The organism is Burkholderia sp. BCC0397, from assembly GCF_902832865.1.
Taxonomy (GTDB): Bacteria; Pseudomonadota; Gammaproteobacteria; order Burkholderiales; family Burkholderiaceae; genus Burkholderia.
In genome coordinates, this window is record NZ_CADFDL010000005.1 from 233,478 (window position 1) to 250,991 (window position 17,514).

Here is a 17,514-nt window from a genome sequence, read left to right on the forward strand (position 1 = left end):
GCGCGAGCATGCGACCGTCTGCCGGTGCAGCCGGCTGATATTCGGACGCCAGACCAGTCCGAAATCCGGACGTCCGCCGGTGCGTCACCTGCCCGACGCAACCCGCTCCATTCGGTGAACGCCCCGCCTGGCTTGGCCGGGTCGCGCCGATCGGCCGGAGCCGCCGAATGGCACGGTTGTTGCCTCCTTGCAGGTGAGCCGACGCCCGGGATCGAACGATGACCCCGCTCGAACCGGAACGCGGCTCATCACGACTTCAATCATTGGAGACATCACCATGGAAGGACTTTCGCAAGTCCAGGTCTTGGGCATCGACGCGGGCGGCACGATGACCGACACCTTCTTCGTGCGCGAGGACGGGCGGTTTGTCGTCGGCAAGGCGCAAAGCAATCCGGAGGATGAGTCACTCGCGATCTTCAACTCGTCGCAGGACGCGCTCGCGCATTGGCAACGCGACGTCGACGACGTCTATCCGGAACTCGTCACCTGCGTGTATTCCGGCACGGCGATGCTCAACCGCGTCGTGCAGCGCAAGGGGCTCGACGTCGGGCTGCTCGTCAACAAGGGCTTCGAGCACGTGCACCTGATGGGGCGGGCGATCCAGAGCTACCTCGGGTATGCGCTCGAAGAGCGCATCCACCTGAATACGCACCGCTACGACGAGCCGCTCGTGCCGCTGTCGCGAACGCGCGGCGTTACCGAGCGTACCGACGTCCAGGGCGAGATCGTCATTCCGCTGCGGGAAAACGAAGTGCGGCAGGCCACGCGGGAGCTCATCGCCGCCGGCGCGAAAGCGATCGTCATCTGTTTTCTCCAGTCGCACAAGAACGCGGCGAGCGAGCGCCAGGCGCGGGACCTCGTGCGCGACGAGCTGGCTGCGCGCGGCGTCGATCTCCCGGTGTTCGCATCGGTCGACTACTACCCGCAGCGCAAGGAAAGCCACCGGATGAACACGACGGTGCTCGAAGCGTATGCGGCCGAGCCGTCGCGGCAGACGCTCAGGAAAGTCAGCGACCGCTTCCGCAAGCACGGCGCGAAATTCGACCTGCGCGTGATGGCGACACACGGCGGCACGATCAGCTGGAAAGCGAAGGAACTGGCGCGCACCATCGTGTCGGGGCCGATCGGCGGCGTGATCGGCTCGAAGCTCCTCGGCGAGGCACTCGGCTACGACAACATCGCATGCTCGGACATCGGCGGCACGTCGTTCGACATGGCGCTCATCACGAAGGGCAAATTCGCGATCGCGTCCGACCCGGACATGGCGCGCCTCGTGCTGTCGCTGCCGCTCGTCACGATGGATTCGGTCGGTGCGGGCGCCGGCAGCTTCGTGCGGCTCGATCCGTACAGCGGGGCCATCAAGCTCGGGCCGGACAGCGCCGGCTATCGCGTCGGCACGTGCTGGCCCGACAGCGCCCTGACGACGGTGTCCGTGTCCGATTGCCACGTCGTGCTCGGCTACCTGAATCCGGACAACTTCCTCGGCGGCCAGATCAAGCTCGACGTGAATCGCGCCCGCGAGCACATCCGCGTGCAGATCGCCGAGCCGCTCGGACTCTCCGTGGAGGATGCGGCGGCCGGCGTGATCGAACTGCTCGACCTGCAGCTGCGCGAATACCTGCGCTCGAACGTCAGCGCGAAAGGCTACAACCCGACCGAATTCGTGTGCTTCTCGTACGGCGGCGCGGGGCCGGTGCATACCTATGGCTATACCGAAGGTCTCGGCTTCAAGGATGTGGTCGTGCCGGCGTGGGCGGCGGGCTTCTCGGCCTTCGGCTGCGCGTGCGCGGATTTCGAGTATCGCTACGACAAGAGCGTCGATCTCGCGCTGCCGCAGCTCGCGTCCGACGCCGAGAAGGCGCGGGCCGCGCAGACGATCCAGAAAGCATGGGCCGAACTGACTGCCAAGGTGATCGACGAGTTTCGCATCAACGGCTTCAGCGAGCGCGACGTGATCCTGCGGCCGGGTTTCCGGATGCAGTACATGGGCCAGCTCAACGACCTCGAAATCGAATCGCCGATCGCGGACGCGTCCGGTGCGGACGACTGGGACAAGATCGTGACGGCCTTCGAAGACACCTACGGCCGTGTATACGCGAGCTCCGCGCGCTCGCCGGAGCTGGGCTTCTCGGTCACGGGCGCGATCATGCGCGGCATGGTCGTCACGCAGAAGCCGGTATTGCCGGAAGACCCGGTCGCCGGCCCCACGCCGCCGGCGGACGCGCGTGTCGGCACGCGGCGCCTGTATCGGCACAAGCAGTGGCACGACGCGGTGATCTGGCGCATGGAGTCGCTCAAGCCGGGCAACGAGATCACCGGGCCCGCGATCATCGAATCCGACGCGACGACGTTCGTCGTCCCGAAGGGCTTCGCCACCACGCTCGACAAGCACCGCCTCTTCCATCTCAGCGAAGTCAAGTAAGGAGACATGCGATGAACATGATGTCCAGCCAGGAAGTCGGCTTCGCCGATCTGCTGAAGAACGGCCAGACGCTCAAGCAGTTTCGCGACGGCATTCTCGAGCGCACCGCGCAAACCGGCCATTACAACGGGCTCGAACGGCTCGCGCTGCGCGAGCGCGATCCGATCCGCTACGAGAAGATGTTCTCGAAGCTGCGCGGCGGGCTCGTGCATGCGCGCGAAACGGCCAAGAAGATTGCCGCGAGCCCGATCGTCGAACAGGAAGGGGAGCTGTGCTTCACGCTCTACAACGCGGCGGGCGACTGCGTGCTCACGTCGACCGGGATCATCATCCACGTCGGCACGATGGGCGCGGCGATCAAGTACATGATCGAGAACAACTGGGAAGCCAATCCGGGCATTCAGCCCGGCGACATGTTCACCAACAACGACTGCTCGATCGGCAACGTCCATCCGTGCGACATCGCGACCATCGTGCCGATTTTCGCCCACGGCAAGCTGGTCGGCTGGGTCGGCGGCGTCACGCACGTGATCGATACCGGCGCGGTGACGCCGGGCTCGATGTCGACGGGCCAGGTGCAGCGTTTCGGCGACGGTTACATGATCACGTGCCGCAAGACAGGGGTGAACGACACGCCGCTGCGCGACTGGCTGCACGAGAGCCAGCGCTCGGTTCGCACGCCGAAGTACTGGATTCTCGACGAGCGCACGCGTATCGCCGGCTGCCACATGATCCGCGACCTGATCGAGGAAGTGATCGACGAGGAAGGCCTCGATGCATACGAGGCATTCGGCTTCGAGGTGATCGAGGAAGGACGGCGCGGCCTGCAGACGCGCATCAAGGCGATGACGCTGCCGGGCAAGTATCGCAAGGTCGCGTTCGTCGACGTGCCGTACAACCATCCGGACGTGCAGACGTCGTCGGCGTTTGCGAAGCTCGACTCGATCATGCATTCGCCGGTCGAGATGGAGATCCGCAAGGACGGCTCGTGGCGGCTCGATTTCGAAGGCGCGAGCCGCTGGGGCTGGCACTCGTACAACGCGCACCAGGTCGCGTTCACGAGCGGCATCTGGGTGATGATGACGCAGACGCTGGTGCCGACGCAGCGCATCAACGACGGCGCGTATTTCGGCACCGAATTCCACCTGCCCAAGGGCGCGTGGATGAACCCGGACGACCGCCGCACCGGACACGCCTACGCGTGGCACTTCCTGGTGTCGGGCTGGAGCGCGATGTGGCGCGCGCTGTCGCAGGCGTACTTCAGCCGCGGCTATCTCGAGGAAGTCAACGCGGGGAACGCCAACACGTCGAACTGGCTGCAGGGCGGCGGGATCAACCAGGACGGCGATATCCATGCGGTGAACAGCTTCGAGGCCTCGTCGTGCGGCACCGGCGCGTGCGCGATCAAGGACGGCCTGAATCACGCGGCCGCGATCTGGAACCCCGAAGGCGACATGGGCGACATCGAGATCTGGGAAATGGCCGAGCCGCTGCTGTATCTCGGCCGCAACGTGAAGTCGAATTCGGGCGGCTACGGCAAGTACCGCGGCGGGTGCGGTTTCGAGACGCTGCGCATGGTCTGGAAGGCGCAGGACTGGACGATGTTCTTCATGGGCAACGGCTACATGAACAGCGACTGGGGTCTGATGGGCGGTTACCCGCCCGCCACCGGCTATCGCTTCGAAGCGCATCGCACGGGCATCAAGGAACGCATCGCGCTCGGCGAAAGCCTGCCGCTCGGCGGCGATACGAATCCGGACCTGCCGGATTACGAAAACCACCTGAACGCCGGCGCGGTCGTCAAGCGCGACCAGCAATGCATGACCACGGAGGACTGCTACAGCAACTACGATCTCTACCTGAACTATCTGCGCGGCGGCCCCGGCTTCGGCGATCCGCTCGACCGCGAGATCGACGCGATCGAACGCGATCTCAACAACGCGGTGCTGCTGCCCGAATACGCGCAGAAGGTCTATGGGGCGGTCGCGACACGGGATGCCAACGGCATCTGGACGGTCGATCCGCAAGCGACCGCGCTGCAGCGCATCGGGATCCGCAACGCGCGTCTCGCGCGCTCGCAACCGACCCGCGAATGGATGAAGGGCGAGCGCGAGCGGATCCTGATCAAGCAAGCATCGACGCAGGTGCAGCACATGTTCGCGACGAGCTTTGGCCTGTCGACGAAATTCGAGCAGCAGTTCCGCGCGTTCTGGGAGCTGCCGGACACGTGGACGCTCACCGAGGACGAGCTCGACGTGCCGACCTATGGCTCGAAATTCCGCATGGACCTGTCGAAGATGCCCGACGTCAATACGGTGGTGCTGGTCGAGGAGTGAGCCGGACCCTGCGCACTATCACCCACATGGAGGACTGGAGATGTCTACCTACACCAAGGAACAGATCAGGAACATGGTCGACGGCAAGCTCGACTGGGACACGACGTTGCGCATGCTGTCGATGCCGAAGGACGGCGAGCGCTTCCGGATGTATGTCGATGCGCTGCAGCAGAAGCTCGGCTGGAAGGACCGCATCGTGCTGCCGCTGGGCCCGCACCTGTACATCGTGCAGCAATGGGCGACGAAGCACTGGGTCACGCAGTGCGACTGCGGCCACGTGTTCTGCGATTACCGCGACAACTGGAAGCTGCACGCGAACATCTTCGTGCGCGAATCCGACGAGGCGATGGACGAGGTCTATCCACGCCTGATGGCGCCCGACACGCAATGGCAGGTCTATCGCGAATACTACTGCCCGACCTGCGGCGCGATGCACGACGTCGAGGCGCCTACGCCGTGGTACCCGGTCATTCACGATTTCGAACCCGACATCGATGCGTTCTACGCGGAATGGGTGAAGCTGCCGGTTCCGGAGCGCGTGCAATGATCTGACGTTTGACGTTGTCTGCGGGGCTCGGCGTGCGCCGGCCTCGCTTCAGCTTCGTTCGCGGGAAGCGTTCGATTTCCGGCCGTTCGATTTTCGAACGGCCGGTTTCTTTTCGGCCATCGGTTTTCGGCGGCGCGCCGGGCCGCGCGACGACTGGCGAGCGACCGCCGGCTGGCGCGCGCATTGCTTGCAGTGGTGGGTGTCCGGATGCCCGTCGCGGTGCCGGGACGGAGTACGATAGTCGCTACGCTCGCCGCCGGCTGCGGTCGGGCGCCCCACAAAGTCGACAAAAAGGCCGCTGTGACGGCCTTGCGGTTCGTGCCCCCACGAAACCGCCAGGAGACAGACATGCAACAGAGAGGCACGCCGATGGACTGGTTTCCCAGTCCGCACCATGACGCGAGCATCATGGCCGCATGGGAGCATCTGGTGACAGGCAGCGAGTGGCGTTCGCCCGACGTACGGGGCGTGGTCGACGATTCGTGGCAGCGCTGTCTCGTCAGCCGCGTCGATCCCGGCGTCGACCGCGCGCCGCCGCCGCTCGACGAAGACGGGCTCGTGCAGTGGCGCACGTCGAGCGGTCGCCTCGTCGATGCCAGTCTGCCGCTGATGCAGCAGACCCGGGATTTCCTTTCGCAGACGGGCACGGTGATGCTGCTGGCCGATCCGAGCGGGATGATCCTCCAGCAGGAGGGCGACATGCGGATCGTCGAGCCTGCGCGCGAGGTCGGCCTCGTTCCGGGCTGCGAGTGGACCGAGCTGAATTGCGGCACCAATGCGATCGGCACCGCGCTCGCGCTCAGGCAGCCGGTCCAGATCCATGGCGCGGAGCACTTCTGCGCGGGCATCAAGCGCTGGACCTGCTCGGCGACCGTCATCCAGGATCCGCGCGACGGGCGCGTCTTGGGCGTGATCGACATTTCGGGGCTCGCGCAGACCTACAACCCATACAGCCTGGCGCTTGCGGTATCGCTTGCGGGCCGTATCGAAAGCCGGCTCGCGAAGGAGGGCATGGCGCGCCGCCTGAGCCTGCTCGACCGCTGCGCGTCGCGCTTTGGTGCGTCTTCCGCCGATGCGGTGATCGTCGTCGACGAATGCGGCCAACTCGTCAAGGCCAACGCGCAGGTCGTTCCGGTGTTGCGCCGGCTCGGATTCGATATCCGGTGCGACGCGGCGTTCGCGCTGCCCGAACTCCAGCACTACGCGGGCGACGGCCGCCTGCCGGCGAGTGCGCCGGCATGGCTGTCGCGCAGCCACATCGAAACCGTGCGTGATGGCGCGGACGTGCTCGGCTACATGATCGTAACGCCGGGCATCGCGAATCCCCGCGGGGCCGTCCCGATCGCGCGCGGACGGGAACGGCAGGGCGGCGAGCCGCGCGGGTTCGAGCGCATCGTCGGCGCCAGCGCTGCCTTGCGGGAAGCCGTGAATCGTGCGCGCCAGCTCGCGCCGTCCAGGGTGCCGGTGCTGCTGCTCGGCGACACCGGCGTCGGCAAGGAGCTGTTCGCGCAGGGTATCCATCAGGCGAGCGATCGCGCCGACGGTCCGTTCGTTGCGCTCAACTGCGGCGGGTTGTCGAGAGACCTCCTCGCCAGCGAGTTGTTTGGCTACGCGGAAGGCGCATTTACCGGCGCACGCAAGTCCGGTGCGGCGGGCAAGATCGAAGCGGCCGATGGCGGCACGCTGTTTCTCGACGAGATCGGGGAGATGCCGCTCGATATCCAGCCGCATCTGCTGCGCGTGCTGGAGGAGAGCGAAATCTATCGGCTCGGCGAGAATACGCCGCGTAAGGTGAATTTCCGGCTGATCGCGGCGACGCACCGGGATCTGAAGGATGCCGTCGCGAAAGGCCAGTTCCGGATGGATCTGTACTACCGGATCGCGGTCACGACCGTGTCGATTCCGAGCTTGCGCGAGCGTGGCGAGGACCTGCCGGCGCTGATTGCGCATTGGCTCGGGCATCTGTGCGAGTCCTATGGCCTCTCCCCGCGGTCGTTCGACGACGATGCGTATGCGCGCCTGTTGCGCTATCCGTGGCCCGGCAATGTGCGCGAACTGCGGAACGCGATCGAGGGGGCGCTGCTGCTGTCGGACAGCCCGGAGATCAGGGCCGACAAGCTGCCCGCCGAGATCGGCGCGGGGGCGTCGATCGACGCGGGCGCCGCGCGGCCCGTCGACGCGCTCGCGTCGGATCCGGGCGACTCGTTGAAGATGGCCGAGGCGGAATCGATCCGCCGCGCGCTTGCGCGTCATGCCGGCAACCTGACGCAGGTGGCGAGTCAGCTCGGCATCGCGAAGAGCACGCTCTATGAAAAGATCCGCAAGTATCGCTTGCTCGACGCAGTGAGCGACGTTCGCCGGGGTCGCGCGAAGTAAGCCGCGGCAGGCCCGGCCGTGCGGCGGGCGGGCAAGCCCGGTTTTCCACTGGTCATCTCGTCCTCCCGGGCAGCACGTGCCGTCATTTTGCAAAGAATGACGATGTTGCCGGTCCGGTCGCTCTATGCTCCATATTTTTGAGACAAGGCACCAAGGCCGGCAAAATGGCGCGTGCGCCAGCCTGTCATCCGGGTGCCGCGTGCGCCGTGTATCGACAGAGGTCTGCACGGGTCTGCACGAATGACCGGGCGGTGCCGCCGTGCGATAGCGAGCCGGACGCTGCCCGTCGCCATTGGAATCAATCGCCTGCCGGGGGGGCTGTCCGGTTAGCACATCGACAAGGAAGGGAGGGGCCGGCAATGAGGCTGGACGACGAAAGAGAAAGCGCCAACGTCGAGGATCGACGCGGCGCCGGCGGGTTCGGCGGCGGGCGCGCGACGATCGGCATCGGCACGATCGTGGTCGCGCTGGCCGCATCGTATTTCTTCGGGATCGACCCGCGCGTGGTGCTCGAAGGCGCGTCGGCGTTGCAGGGCCGCCAGCAGCAGGCGCAGCCCGCGCCGACCCAGCACCAGGGCGCACCGGCGAACGATCCCGGCGCGGTGTTCACGCGCAAGGTGCTCGGCAATATCGAACGCACGTGGACGGGTGTGTTCAACACGCAGCTGCACGCGCAGTACCAACCGCCGAAGCTCGTGATGTTCACGAACTCGACGCCGACCGCGTGCGGTACCGGCCAGACCGCGATGGGGCCGTTCTACTGCCCGGGCGACCGCAACGTGTATATCGATCTCGGGTTCTATGACGAGCTGCGCAAGCGTTTCGGCGCGGGCGGCGATTTCGCGCAGGCCTACGTGATCGCGCACGAAGTCGGCCATCACGTGCAGAACCTGCTCGGCATTGCCGACAAGGTCGACGCCGCGCGCCGGCGGTCGAGCCAGGCGCGCGCGAATGCGCTGTCGGTGCGGATGGAGTTGCAGGCTGACTGCTTTGCCGGCGTGTGGGCGAACAACGCGCAGCGCGCGAACCAGCGGCTGATGGAACCGGGCGATTTCGAGCAGGGGCTGAAGGCCGCTGCGGCGATCGGCGACGACCGGCTGCAGCAGCAAGGGCAGGGCTACGTCGTGCCGGAAAGCTTCACGCACGGCACCAGCGAGCAGCGCGTGTACTGGCTGCGGCGCGGGATGGACTCGGGCGAGGTGAGCGCCTGCGATACGTTCGCCGCGAACGCACGCTGAAACAAGGCGCGCGCACCTTCGCGCGCCCGTATCGTCCCGGTTGAACCGGTTGAACCGGTTGAACCGGTTGAACCGGTTGAACCGGCTGAACCGGCTGAACCGGCTGAACCGACCACCGCGGCCGGACCGGGACGATTTGCCGATTTGTGCTCACCGGCACTTTTCGGCGCCGGTAGGCTGGCTCGGACGTCGAGATTCGATGCGTTCGCCACCCAGCCGATTCCCCATGCCGACCTTGTCCGTTCCCGCCGACCACGCTCCCGCCGACTGGCAACGCGCGCTGCGCGCATGCGTGGACGCGTTCGACGCGTTTGCGAGCCCGTCGGCGATCGTGTTCTACCGGCTCGACCAGAGCGGCGAGCCGGCCGATTTCGAGCTGTTCGGGATGCCGGAATCGATGCACCGCACCTATGTCGCCCGCTACCGGATGCTCGATCCGCTGCATCCGTCGCGCTGCGCGGCGGGCGAATGCGCGGTCGTCACGCTCGCGTCTCAATTGCCTGACGAACGACGCGCTGCATCCGCGTACTGGACCCGTTTTCTGCGGCGCCACGACGTGGCCGACGTCGTCGAAATCTGGCTGCGCGACGCGGGCCGGACGGTCGGCGCGTTCTCGCTGCTGCGCTTCGACATCGGCGACGCGAACGGCAACCGCACCGCAGGACGGTTCGCCCCCGGCGAGATCGACGCGCTCGCGCGGTTGCAGCCGGTCGCCGAAGCCGCGCTGAGCCCGTTGCTGCGCGCGCGGCGCGGGATCCACCGGATCGGTTGCGAGGAACGGCTGACCTACCGCGAGGAGCAGATCGCGCGGCTCGTGCGCGACGGCCGCTCGAACAAGGAGATCGCGCGCGATCTCGCGCTCGGGCAACCGACGATCAAGACGCACCTGATGCGCATGTACCGCAAGCTCGGCGTGTCGAATCGCACGGAGCTGGTGGGGGCGTTGTTTCTGTAATTCAGCGGATAATCGCGGTCCGGATATCTTCCCTTTCGCGATCGCGGATTCATGAATACCAAACCGCTGCTGGCCATGTTGCTCGCTTTGCTGGGTTCCTCCGCGGCCTTCGCGCAAGCAGGCGATGGCGACGCCTGCATCGTGCTGCAACCGACCCGGATTGCCTCGGACGACGTCGGCGAGGCCGGTGCCTATCCCGGCGACGGGTGGCTCGGACTGGCACCGGACGGAAACCACTGGAAGCTCGCGCCGACCCGCATTCGGTTCGAACCGGCGCAGCCGGACGGCGAGGTCGTCGACATCATGTCCGACCTGAAAAGGGCCGTTGCGCTGTTTCATTGCAAACCGCTCGGGAAGGGCAGGGTCGACGCGGCGAACCTGCGCTTCCCGAGCGACGGAAGGACGATCGATCCTGGCGTCAAGCCGCTGCGTTTCGGTTTTCACGGCCGTCAGTACGCGCTGCGCTACACGGTATCCGGTTCGGTGATTGCCGAAGGCAGCGGCAAGCGGTCGGTCCTGCATGACTTCGGTGGCAGCACGCCGCCATTCCGTGCGTCCCTGATCTGGGCGGGGGATCTCGATCGCGACGGCCGGCCGGACTTCCTGATGGAATTCGAAAGCGACCTCGGCGCCAGCTTCTGCCTGTTCACATCGCACAGCGCCGGGGAAAACGAACTGGTCGGGCTCGCGGGCTGCATGGAGGTCAGTGGCTGACCGGCGCTTCGATCCCGTCATGGTACTGCACGCCGCCCTCGACGTTGTCCAGTACCATGTGCAATCGTCATATCGATAACAATCAAGAAAAGGGCCGGGAACATGGACGTCGCGATCATTGCCGCTTCGTTGTTGGTCATCGCGTTGAGCATTGCGCTGCCGATCTTCATCGTCAGGACCGTCAGAAGCGGGACCTACGACTCGCTGTACTTCCTGATTCCGCTTGCGCTGGGCGTTTATTGGCTGGACTACCAGGCGTACGACTTCCTCGCGTCGATGGCGCACGGTTTCAGAAACTGACGATTCAATGGCCGGGCTTCGGTCCGGCGCCAAAAGCACAGTAGCCCCGGCCGATCACGCGCGTCGCCCCCGGGCCGCCCCGCGGGTTCTCACCCGCCACCTTCCGCCACGCCACGCGCTGCCAATTTGCGCTCACCGGGCGTGATCCCTCGTCGATACAGTGGTCCGACGCCCGCGTGCCTCACCGGCACGCGGTCCAGCCACGACAATCAACGAGACGCCCATGAGCAACACGAACTTCGTCGCCGTCAGCGACACCGTGCGCACCTTCGTTGCGCGCGATTTCGGCCTCTTCATCGACGGTGCCATGCAGCCCGCGCATGCGGCTGCGCGGCTCGACGTGTACGACCCCGCCACGGGCGAGCGGCTCGCGACCGTCGCCGATGCAGACGCACACGACGTCGACCGCGCGGTCGCGAGCGCGAAACACGCATTCGACACGCGCGTCTGGAGCGGGCTGCGGCCGGCCGATCGCGAACGCATCCTGCTGAAACTCGCCGATCTGATCGAAGCCGACGCCGAAACGCTCGCGCAGCTCGAAACGCTGAACCAGGGCAAGTCGATTCACGTGTCGCGCGCGATCGAAGTCGGCGCGAGTGTCGAATACGTGCGCTACATGGCCGGCTGGGCGACCAAGATCACCGGCCAGACGCTCGACGTGTCGATCCCGTTTCCGCCCGGCGCGCGCTATACGGCCTATACGCGCAAGGAGCCCGTCGGCGTGGTCGCCGCGATCGTGCCGTGGAATTTCCCGCTGATGATCGCGGTGTGGAAGCTGGTTCCCGCGCTCGCGGCCGGCTGCACGATCGTGCTGAAGCCGTCGCCGGAAACGCCGCTCACCGCGCTGCGCCTGGCCGAACTCGCACGCGAAGCCGGCGTGCCGCCCGGCGTGTTCAACGTCGTCACGGGCGGCCGCGTCTGCGGCGCGGCGCTCGCGAGCCATCCGTCGATCGCGAAGATCTCGTTCACCGGCTCGACCGCGACCGGCAAGCTGGTCGGCGCGGCGGCCGTGCAGAACATGACGCGCTTCTCGCTGGAGCTCGGCGGCAAGAACCCGATCGTGATGCTCGACGATATCGACGTCGCGCAGGCGCTCGACGGCGTCGCCGCCGGCGCGTTCTTCAACCAGGGGCAGGTGTGCGCGGCCGCGTCGCGCATCTATGTGCATCGCAGCAAGTTCGCGCAGCTCGCGGACGGCCTCGCGGGCGTCGCGCAGTCGATGAAGCTCGGCGCGGGCCTCGACACCACCGCGCAGATCAACCCGCTGGTCTCCGCGCACCATCGCGACAAGGTCGTCGAGCACATCGAAGGCGCACGCCGCGCGGGTCTCACGTTCCTCGCGGGCGGCACGCCGGCCGACGATCTGCCCGGCTATTACGTGAAGCCGGCCGTGATCGCCGATCCGCATCCGGACAGCGCGATCGTGCGCGACGAAGTGTTCGGCCCGGTGATCGTCGTCGTGCCGTTCGACGACGCGGCCGACGCCGTGCGTCTCGCGAACGCGTCGCCGTACGGCCTTGCCGCGAGCATCTGGAGCAACGACCTGAAACGCGTGATGAACCTCGTGCCGCAGATCGAGGCCGGCACCGTGTGGGTGAACTGTCATATCCCGCTCGATCCGTCGATGCCGTTCGGCGGCTACAAGCAATCGGGTATCGGCCGCGAATTCGGCCAGTACGCGATCGAAGGCTTCACCGAAACCAAATCCGTCTGCATCGCGCACTGACGCTGCGCCAATCCCGAAAACCTCGAACCTTGAACCTGAGCGATCAAGGTTCAACCGATCCGACAGTGGAGATTGCAATGAGCTACAACGAAGCGAAATTCTGGCACCCGATGCTGCACCCGAACGAAATGAAACAGCGCAAGCCGATCCGCATCGTGCGCGGCGACGGCTGCTACGTGTTCGACGAGGAGGGGCGCAAGCTCGTCGACGGCGTCGCGGGCCTGTGGAACGTGAACGTCGGGCACAACCGCCAGGAAGTGAAGGACGCGATCGTGCGTCAGCTCGACGAGCTCGAATATTTCCAGCTGTTCGACGGCATTTCGCATCCGCGTGCCGAGGAGCTGTCGAAGAAGCTGATCGACATGCTCGAACCGGAAGGGATGCGCCGCGTGCTGTACAGCTCGGGCGGTTCCGATGCGATCGAGACCGCGCTGAAGATCGCGCGCCAGTACTGGAAGGTGCGCGGCCAGGCCGATCGCACGAAGTTCATCTCGCTGAAGCAGGGCTATCACGGCACGCACTTCGGCGGCGCGTCGGTGAACGGCAACACGGTGTTCCGCCGCAACTACGAGCCGAACCTGCCCGGCTGCTTCCACGTCGAGACGCCGTGGCTGTACCGCAACCCGTTCACGCAGGACCCGGAGGAACTCGGCCGGATCTGCGCGGAAATGCTCGAGCGCGAGATCCAGTTCCAGAGCCCGGACACCGTCGCCGCGTTCATCGCGGAGCCGATCCAGGGCGCGGGCGGCGTGATCGTGCCGCCGGCCAACTACTGGCCGCTGGTGCGCGAGGTGTGCGACCGCTACGGCGTGCTGCTGATCGCCGACGAAGTCGTGACGGGCTTCGGCCGCAGCGGCAGCCTGTTCGGCAGTCGCGGCTGGGGTGTGCGCCCGGACATCATGTGTCTCGCGAAGGGGATTTCGTCGGGCTACGTGCCGCTCGGCGCGACGGTCGTGAACGCACGGATCGAAGATGCATTCGCCGCGAATGCGGACTTCGGCGGCGCGATCATGCACGGCTACACGTACGCCGGCCACCCGGTTGCGTGCGCGGCCGCGATCGCGAGCCTCGACATCGTCGTGAAGGAAGACCTGCCGGCGAATGCGGCGAAGCAGGGCGCGTATCTGCTCGAAGCGCTGCGGTCGTTCCCGGAACGCTTCGCGGCGGTCGGCGAGGTGCGCGGCAAGGGGCTGATGCTCGCGCTCGATCTCGTCGCGAACAAGGACACGCGCGAGCCGATCGATCCGCTGTCCGGCTATGCGAACGCGGTCGCGGAAGTCGCGCGCGAGAACGGCGTGCTGGTGCGTCCGGTCGGCACGAAGATCATCCTGTCGCCGCCGCTCGTGATTCAGCGCGAACAGCTCGACCGGATCGTCGACGCGCTCGCGGCCGGCTTCGAGGCCGTGCCGTTCGCATGACGGCTTGACCCGCATGACCGCATGACGGCAAACCCGCGGCGGCGGGTAAACGCCAGCGCGGGTTTGCCGATTTGCGCTATGACCGGATTATTTTGCCTGCGTATTTTTTCGACATCGGATCACGCCGTGATCGACAGGGGGCCCGGGCATCGAAGCGCTGAAGTACCGCCCGGGGCCGACCGCGAAACATCTGGCCCCGGCCGCTGACGAAGCGCCGGTTCAGGCCAACCAACGAAGGAGACAACGATGTCGGGATGGTCGGGAATGACTGGCGCCGCGGGCGATACGCCCGCCGGCTCGCCGGCTGAAGCGGGCGGCGGCGCCGCATTGAAGGCCGGTGCGGTCGGTTTCCCGACCGCGCTGGCGAGCGCCGTCGGCCTCATCATGGCGAGCCCGGTGATCCTCACCGCGACGTCGGGCTTCGGGATGGGCGGCTGGGCGTTCGCGGTCGCGATGATCATCGCGTTCGTGATGATGCAGGCGCAGGCCACCACGTTCTCCGAAGCCGCCGCGATGCTGCCGACGGCCGGCTCGGTTTACGATTACCTGTCGTGCGGGCTGGGCCGCTTCTGGGCGATCACCGGCACGATTTCCGCGTATTTCCTCGTGCACGTGTTCGCCGGCACCGCGGAGACGATCCTGAGCGGCATCATGGCGCTCGTCAATTTCGAATCGCTGAACGCCGCATTCGAGAAGCACAACAGTTCGTGGCTCGTCGGCGTCGGCCTCGTGGTCACGTTCGCGATCACCAACATCATCGGCATCAAGGTGTTCAGCAAGCTCGAGATCGTGCTGACGGCCGGCATGTGGCTGTCGCTGATGATCTTCGGGATCCTCGGGCTCGCGGCCGCGCCGGCCGTGCATCTCGACGGCTGGTTCGGCGGCTCGGAAGTCGGCACGTCGATCCCGGCCGTGCTGTCGCTGGTCGGGATGGCGATGTTCATGTTCGTCGGTTGCGAGTTCGTCACGCCGCTCGCGCCGGAAATGAAGGCGCCGGGCCGCACGATCCCGCGCGCGATGGCGCTCGGCCTCGTCGGCGTCGCGATCTGCATGTTCCTGTACGGCGCGGCGATCCGGCGCCAGGTCGCGAACGTGCCGGTGAGCCCCGACGGCCTCACGCACCTGCTCGACACGCCGGGCGCGATTCCCGCGTTCGCGCTGCAAGTGCTCGGACCGTTCGGGCGGATCTGGTTCGGCATCGCGTTCCTGTGCGCGGGCGCCGCGACGATCAACACGCTGATGGCCGGGCTGCCGCGCATCCTGTACGGGATGGCGATCGACGGCGCGCTGCCGCGCTGCTTCGCGTACCTGCATCCGCGTTTCAAGACGCCGGTGGTCGGCATCGTCGCGGCGGCGATCGTGCCGATCGTCCATGCGTGGCTGATCAACGGCAATCTCGACAGCATCCTGCATCTCGTGCTCGCCGCGACCTGCGCGTGGGGCACCGCGTACCTGCTCGTCACCGCGTCGGTCGTGATGCTGCGCATCCGCCGCCCGGACCTGCCGCGGCCGTACCGTTCGCCGCTGTTCCCGCTGCCGCAGATCGTGTCGAGCGTCGGCATCGTGCTCGCGATCTGGTACATCACGCCGCCCGGCATGAACCCTCGGGACATCTACGTGCCGTTCGGCGCGATGCTCGGGCTCACCGCGCTGTACGCTCTGTTCTGGACGCTCGTCGTGCAGCGCCGGCATCCGTTCAAGCCGGTGCCGGTCGAGGACGTGCTGCGCAACGAGCACGTCGCATCGTGAAGGCCGTGCTTGCCCGGTGGCGCGCGGCGCCCGATGCGCCGCCGCGCGGCCATCGGCCCGGCGCGATCGCCGCGCGTGTGCTCGCCGACTTGCGGGCCGTGCGCGATGCAGACGGTGGCGTCGGCGTCGGTGGCGTCACGGCGCGGCTGCCGAACGGCGTGCGTGTGAGCGTCGACGAGCGCGTCGAGCGCCAGTTCCTGATGCATACGGTCAGCGTGAAGGTGACGGCAGTCGCCCGCGGCCCGGCCGCGCAGGGCAGCGCGCGCGTGCGGCAGACCGGCTGGCTGCGCCGCACCGGCATCGATGCGATGCCCGTGCCCGGATGCGACCCTCTCTTCATCGACACGCTGGCCGCGCTGCTTGCCGAGCCGGCGCTGGCCGACGCGCTGCGGCCGCTGCACCTGACCGACTGCACGATCGACGCGCGCGACGGCCGCTGGACGCTCGCGATCGTGCCGTTCGGCGGCAGCGAGGTCGTGAACCGGATGCCGTCGTTTCGCCGCTATGTCAGGCTGATCGACGAGCAGGCCGCCGCGCTGTCGGCGGCCTGTCTTGCGTTCGAAACCGCACTACGCAGGATTTTGCGAGGGTAAGCTATGGCGATGCGTGCCGCGCGAACCCGGCGGCCGCATCCAGCACCCAAGGGTTTTACCGGAGACGCCGATGCTGTTCCAGTCACGCTCACACGAAGACGTGCACGATCACGGGCTCGCGATCGCCGGCTGGCATCAGGTCTACCGGCAAATGACGCCGGGCCCCTTCAAGGGCACCGTCACGCAGGTGCTGTACGACGATTTCCACTTCTTTCGCGAGACGACCAACCGGCGCGTCGCGCAAACCGGGCTCGCGCCGGTCGGGCGCACGTCGCTCGCGGTGCCGCTGTCCGTGCCGCTCGCGGGCACCTTCCAGGGCCAGCCGGTCGACGGCTATGCGCTGCTCGCGCTGCGCGCCGGCGAGGATTTCGAATTCCACACGCCGGAAGGGATGGGGCTCGTCGGGATCAGCGCCGCGTCCGACATGGTCGACGAGCTGTGCGAAGCCGAATTCGGCGCGGCCGCCGCGCGCAGGCTGCGGCACGTGACGCGGCTATCCGATGCGCAGGGCGTCGCGCTCGGCGTGCGGCTGTCGGCGCTGATCGACGATGCCCAGCGCAACCCGGGCTGCCTCGAATATGCGGCCACCCGCAAGATGTTTCGCGACGCGATGCTCGGCATGTTCCTCGATGCGCTCGAACAGGGCATCGGCGTCGAGCGCCGCGACATCACGCACGCCACCTACAGCGATATCGTGAGCCGCTGCGAGAAGCATCTGCGCGAGCGGCCCGAAGAACCCGTCACCGTGCTCGAACTGTGCCGCGCGCTGCGCTGCAGCCGCCGCACGCTGCAAACGAGCTTCCAGCGCGTGGCCGACGTCACGCCGGTCGGCTACCTGCGCACGATCCGGCTGAACGCGGTGCGTCGCCTGCTGCGCACGACGCCGGTGCAGCAGCTCGGCGTCGGCGAAGCCGCCGCGAGCTGGGGCTTCACGCACCTCGGCTATTTCGCGCGCGAGTATCGCGACCTGTTCGGCGAGCTGCCGTCGCAAACCTTGCGTCCCGAATGACGTCTTCCCGCCGTGGCGGCGTCGCCGCGCGCCGTCATGTATCGCCCGTCCTCGTCACCATTTGCTGATTTGGGATAGAGGTCCGGAATTTTCGCTGGATAAAGTCCTGCCACCCATATCGACAACACCAT

Annotated in this window: 13 protein-coding genes; all 13 read left to right on the top strand. The window is 66.8% G+C overall.

Features of this window, described 5'->3' with window-relative positions:
* The first annotated feature begins 277 nt into the window (after positions 1-277).
* The 13 genes from HWX03_RS18540 to HWX03_RS18600 all read left to right on the top strand — a co-directional run bounded on the left by HWX03_RS18540 (position 278) and on the right by HWX03_RS18600 (position 17,383).
* Positions 278-2,422 (top strand): hydantoinase/oxoprolinase family protein, encoded by a 2,145-nt coding sequence (locus HWX03_RS18540; RefSeq protein ID WP_175872166.1) that lies wholly within the window; start codon positions 278-280, stop codon positions 2,420-2,422.
* Between the two features lie 11 nt (positions 2,423-2,433).
* Positions 2,434-4,758: a hydantoinase B/oxoprolinase family protein gene (locus HWX03_RS18545; protein ID WP_175872167.1), complete on the top strand. Its 2,325-nt coding sequence runs from the start codon at positions 2,434-2,436 to the stop codon at positions 4,756-4,758.
* A gap of 40 nt (positions 4,759-4,798) precedes the next feature.
* Positions 4,799-5,305 (top strand): acetone carboxylase subunit gamma, encoded by a 507-nt coding sequence (locus tag HWX03_RS18550; protein WP_174431047.1) that lies wholly within the window; start codon positions 4,799-4,801, stop codon positions 5,303-5,305.
* Between the two features lie 348 nt (positions 5,306-5,653).
* The gene (locus HWX03_RS18555; protein WP_244132669.1) at positions 5,654-7,681 is read left to right on the top strand and encodes a sigma 54-interacting transcriptional regulator; all 2,028 of its coding nucleotides are present in this window, start codon (positions 5,654-5,656) and stop codon (positions 7,679-7,681) included.
* Positions 7,682-8,040: 359 nt separating this feature from the next.
* On the top strand, positions 8,041-8,919 hold the full coding sequence (locus HWX03_RS18560; RefSeq protein ID WP_175872168.1) for a neutral zinc metallopeptidase: 879 nt from the start codon (positions 8,041-8,043) through the stop codon (positions 8,917-8,919).
* 226 nt (positions 8,920-9,145) lie between these two features.
* Positions 9,146-9,874 carry a LuxR C-terminal-related transcriptional regulator gene (locus HWX03_RS18565; protein ID WP_175872169.1) on the top strand — a complete coding sequence of 243 codons (729 nt, stop codon included), beginning with the start codon at positions 9,146-9,148 and terminating at the stop codon, positions 9,872-9,874.
* Between the two features lie 51 nt (positions 9,875-9,925).
* Entirely contained in the window at positions 9,926-10,588 is a 663-nt protein-coding gene (locus HWX03_RS18570; RefSeq protein ID WP_175872170.1) for a hypothetical protein, read from the top strand.
* Between the two features lie 102 nt (positions 10,589-10,690).
* On the top strand, positions 10,691-10,888 hold the full coding sequence (locus tag HWX03_RS18575; RefSeq protein WP_175821796.1) for a hypothetical protein: 198 nt from the start codon (positions 10,691-10,693) through the stop codon (positions 10,886-10,888).
* Positions 10,889-11,111: 223 nt separating this feature from the next.
* Positions 11,112-12,614 carry an aldehyde dehydrogenase family protein gene (locus HWX03_RS18580; RefSeq protein WP_175872171.1) on the top strand — a complete coding sequence of 501 codons (1,503 nt, stop codon included), beginning with the start codon at positions 11,112-11,114 and terminating at the stop codon, positions 12,612-12,614.
* 77 nt (positions 12,615-12,691) lie between these two features.
* Positions 12,692-14,032: an aspartate aminotransferase family protein gene (locus tag HWX03_RS18585; RefSeq protein ID WP_174431043.1), complete on the top strand. Its 1,341-nt coding sequence runs from the start codon at positions 12,692-12,694 to the stop codon at positions 14,030-14,032.
* A gap of 246 nt (positions 14,033-14,278) precedes the next feature.
* On the top strand, positions 14,279-15,781 hold the full coding sequence (locus HWX03_RS18590; protein ID WP_175872172.1) for an APC family permease: 1,503 nt from the start codon (positions 14,279-14,281) through the stop codon (positions 15,779-15,781).
* Entirely contained in the window at positions 15,778-16,374 is a 597-nt protein-coding gene (locus HWX03_RS18595; protein WP_175872173.1) for a DUF3156 family protein, read from the top strand. The genes HWX03_RS18590 and HWX03_RS18595 overlap by 4 nt, the downstream gene beginning before the upstream one ends.
* A gap of 70 nt (positions 16,375-16,444) precedes the next feature.
* A complete protein-coding gene (locus tag HWX03_RS18600) occupies positions 16,445-17,383 on the top strand; it encodes a helix-turn-helix domain-containing protein (RefSeq protein ID WP_175872174.1) in 939 nt (312 codons plus the stop codon).
* Positions 17,384-17,514 lie beyond the last annotated feature (131 nt).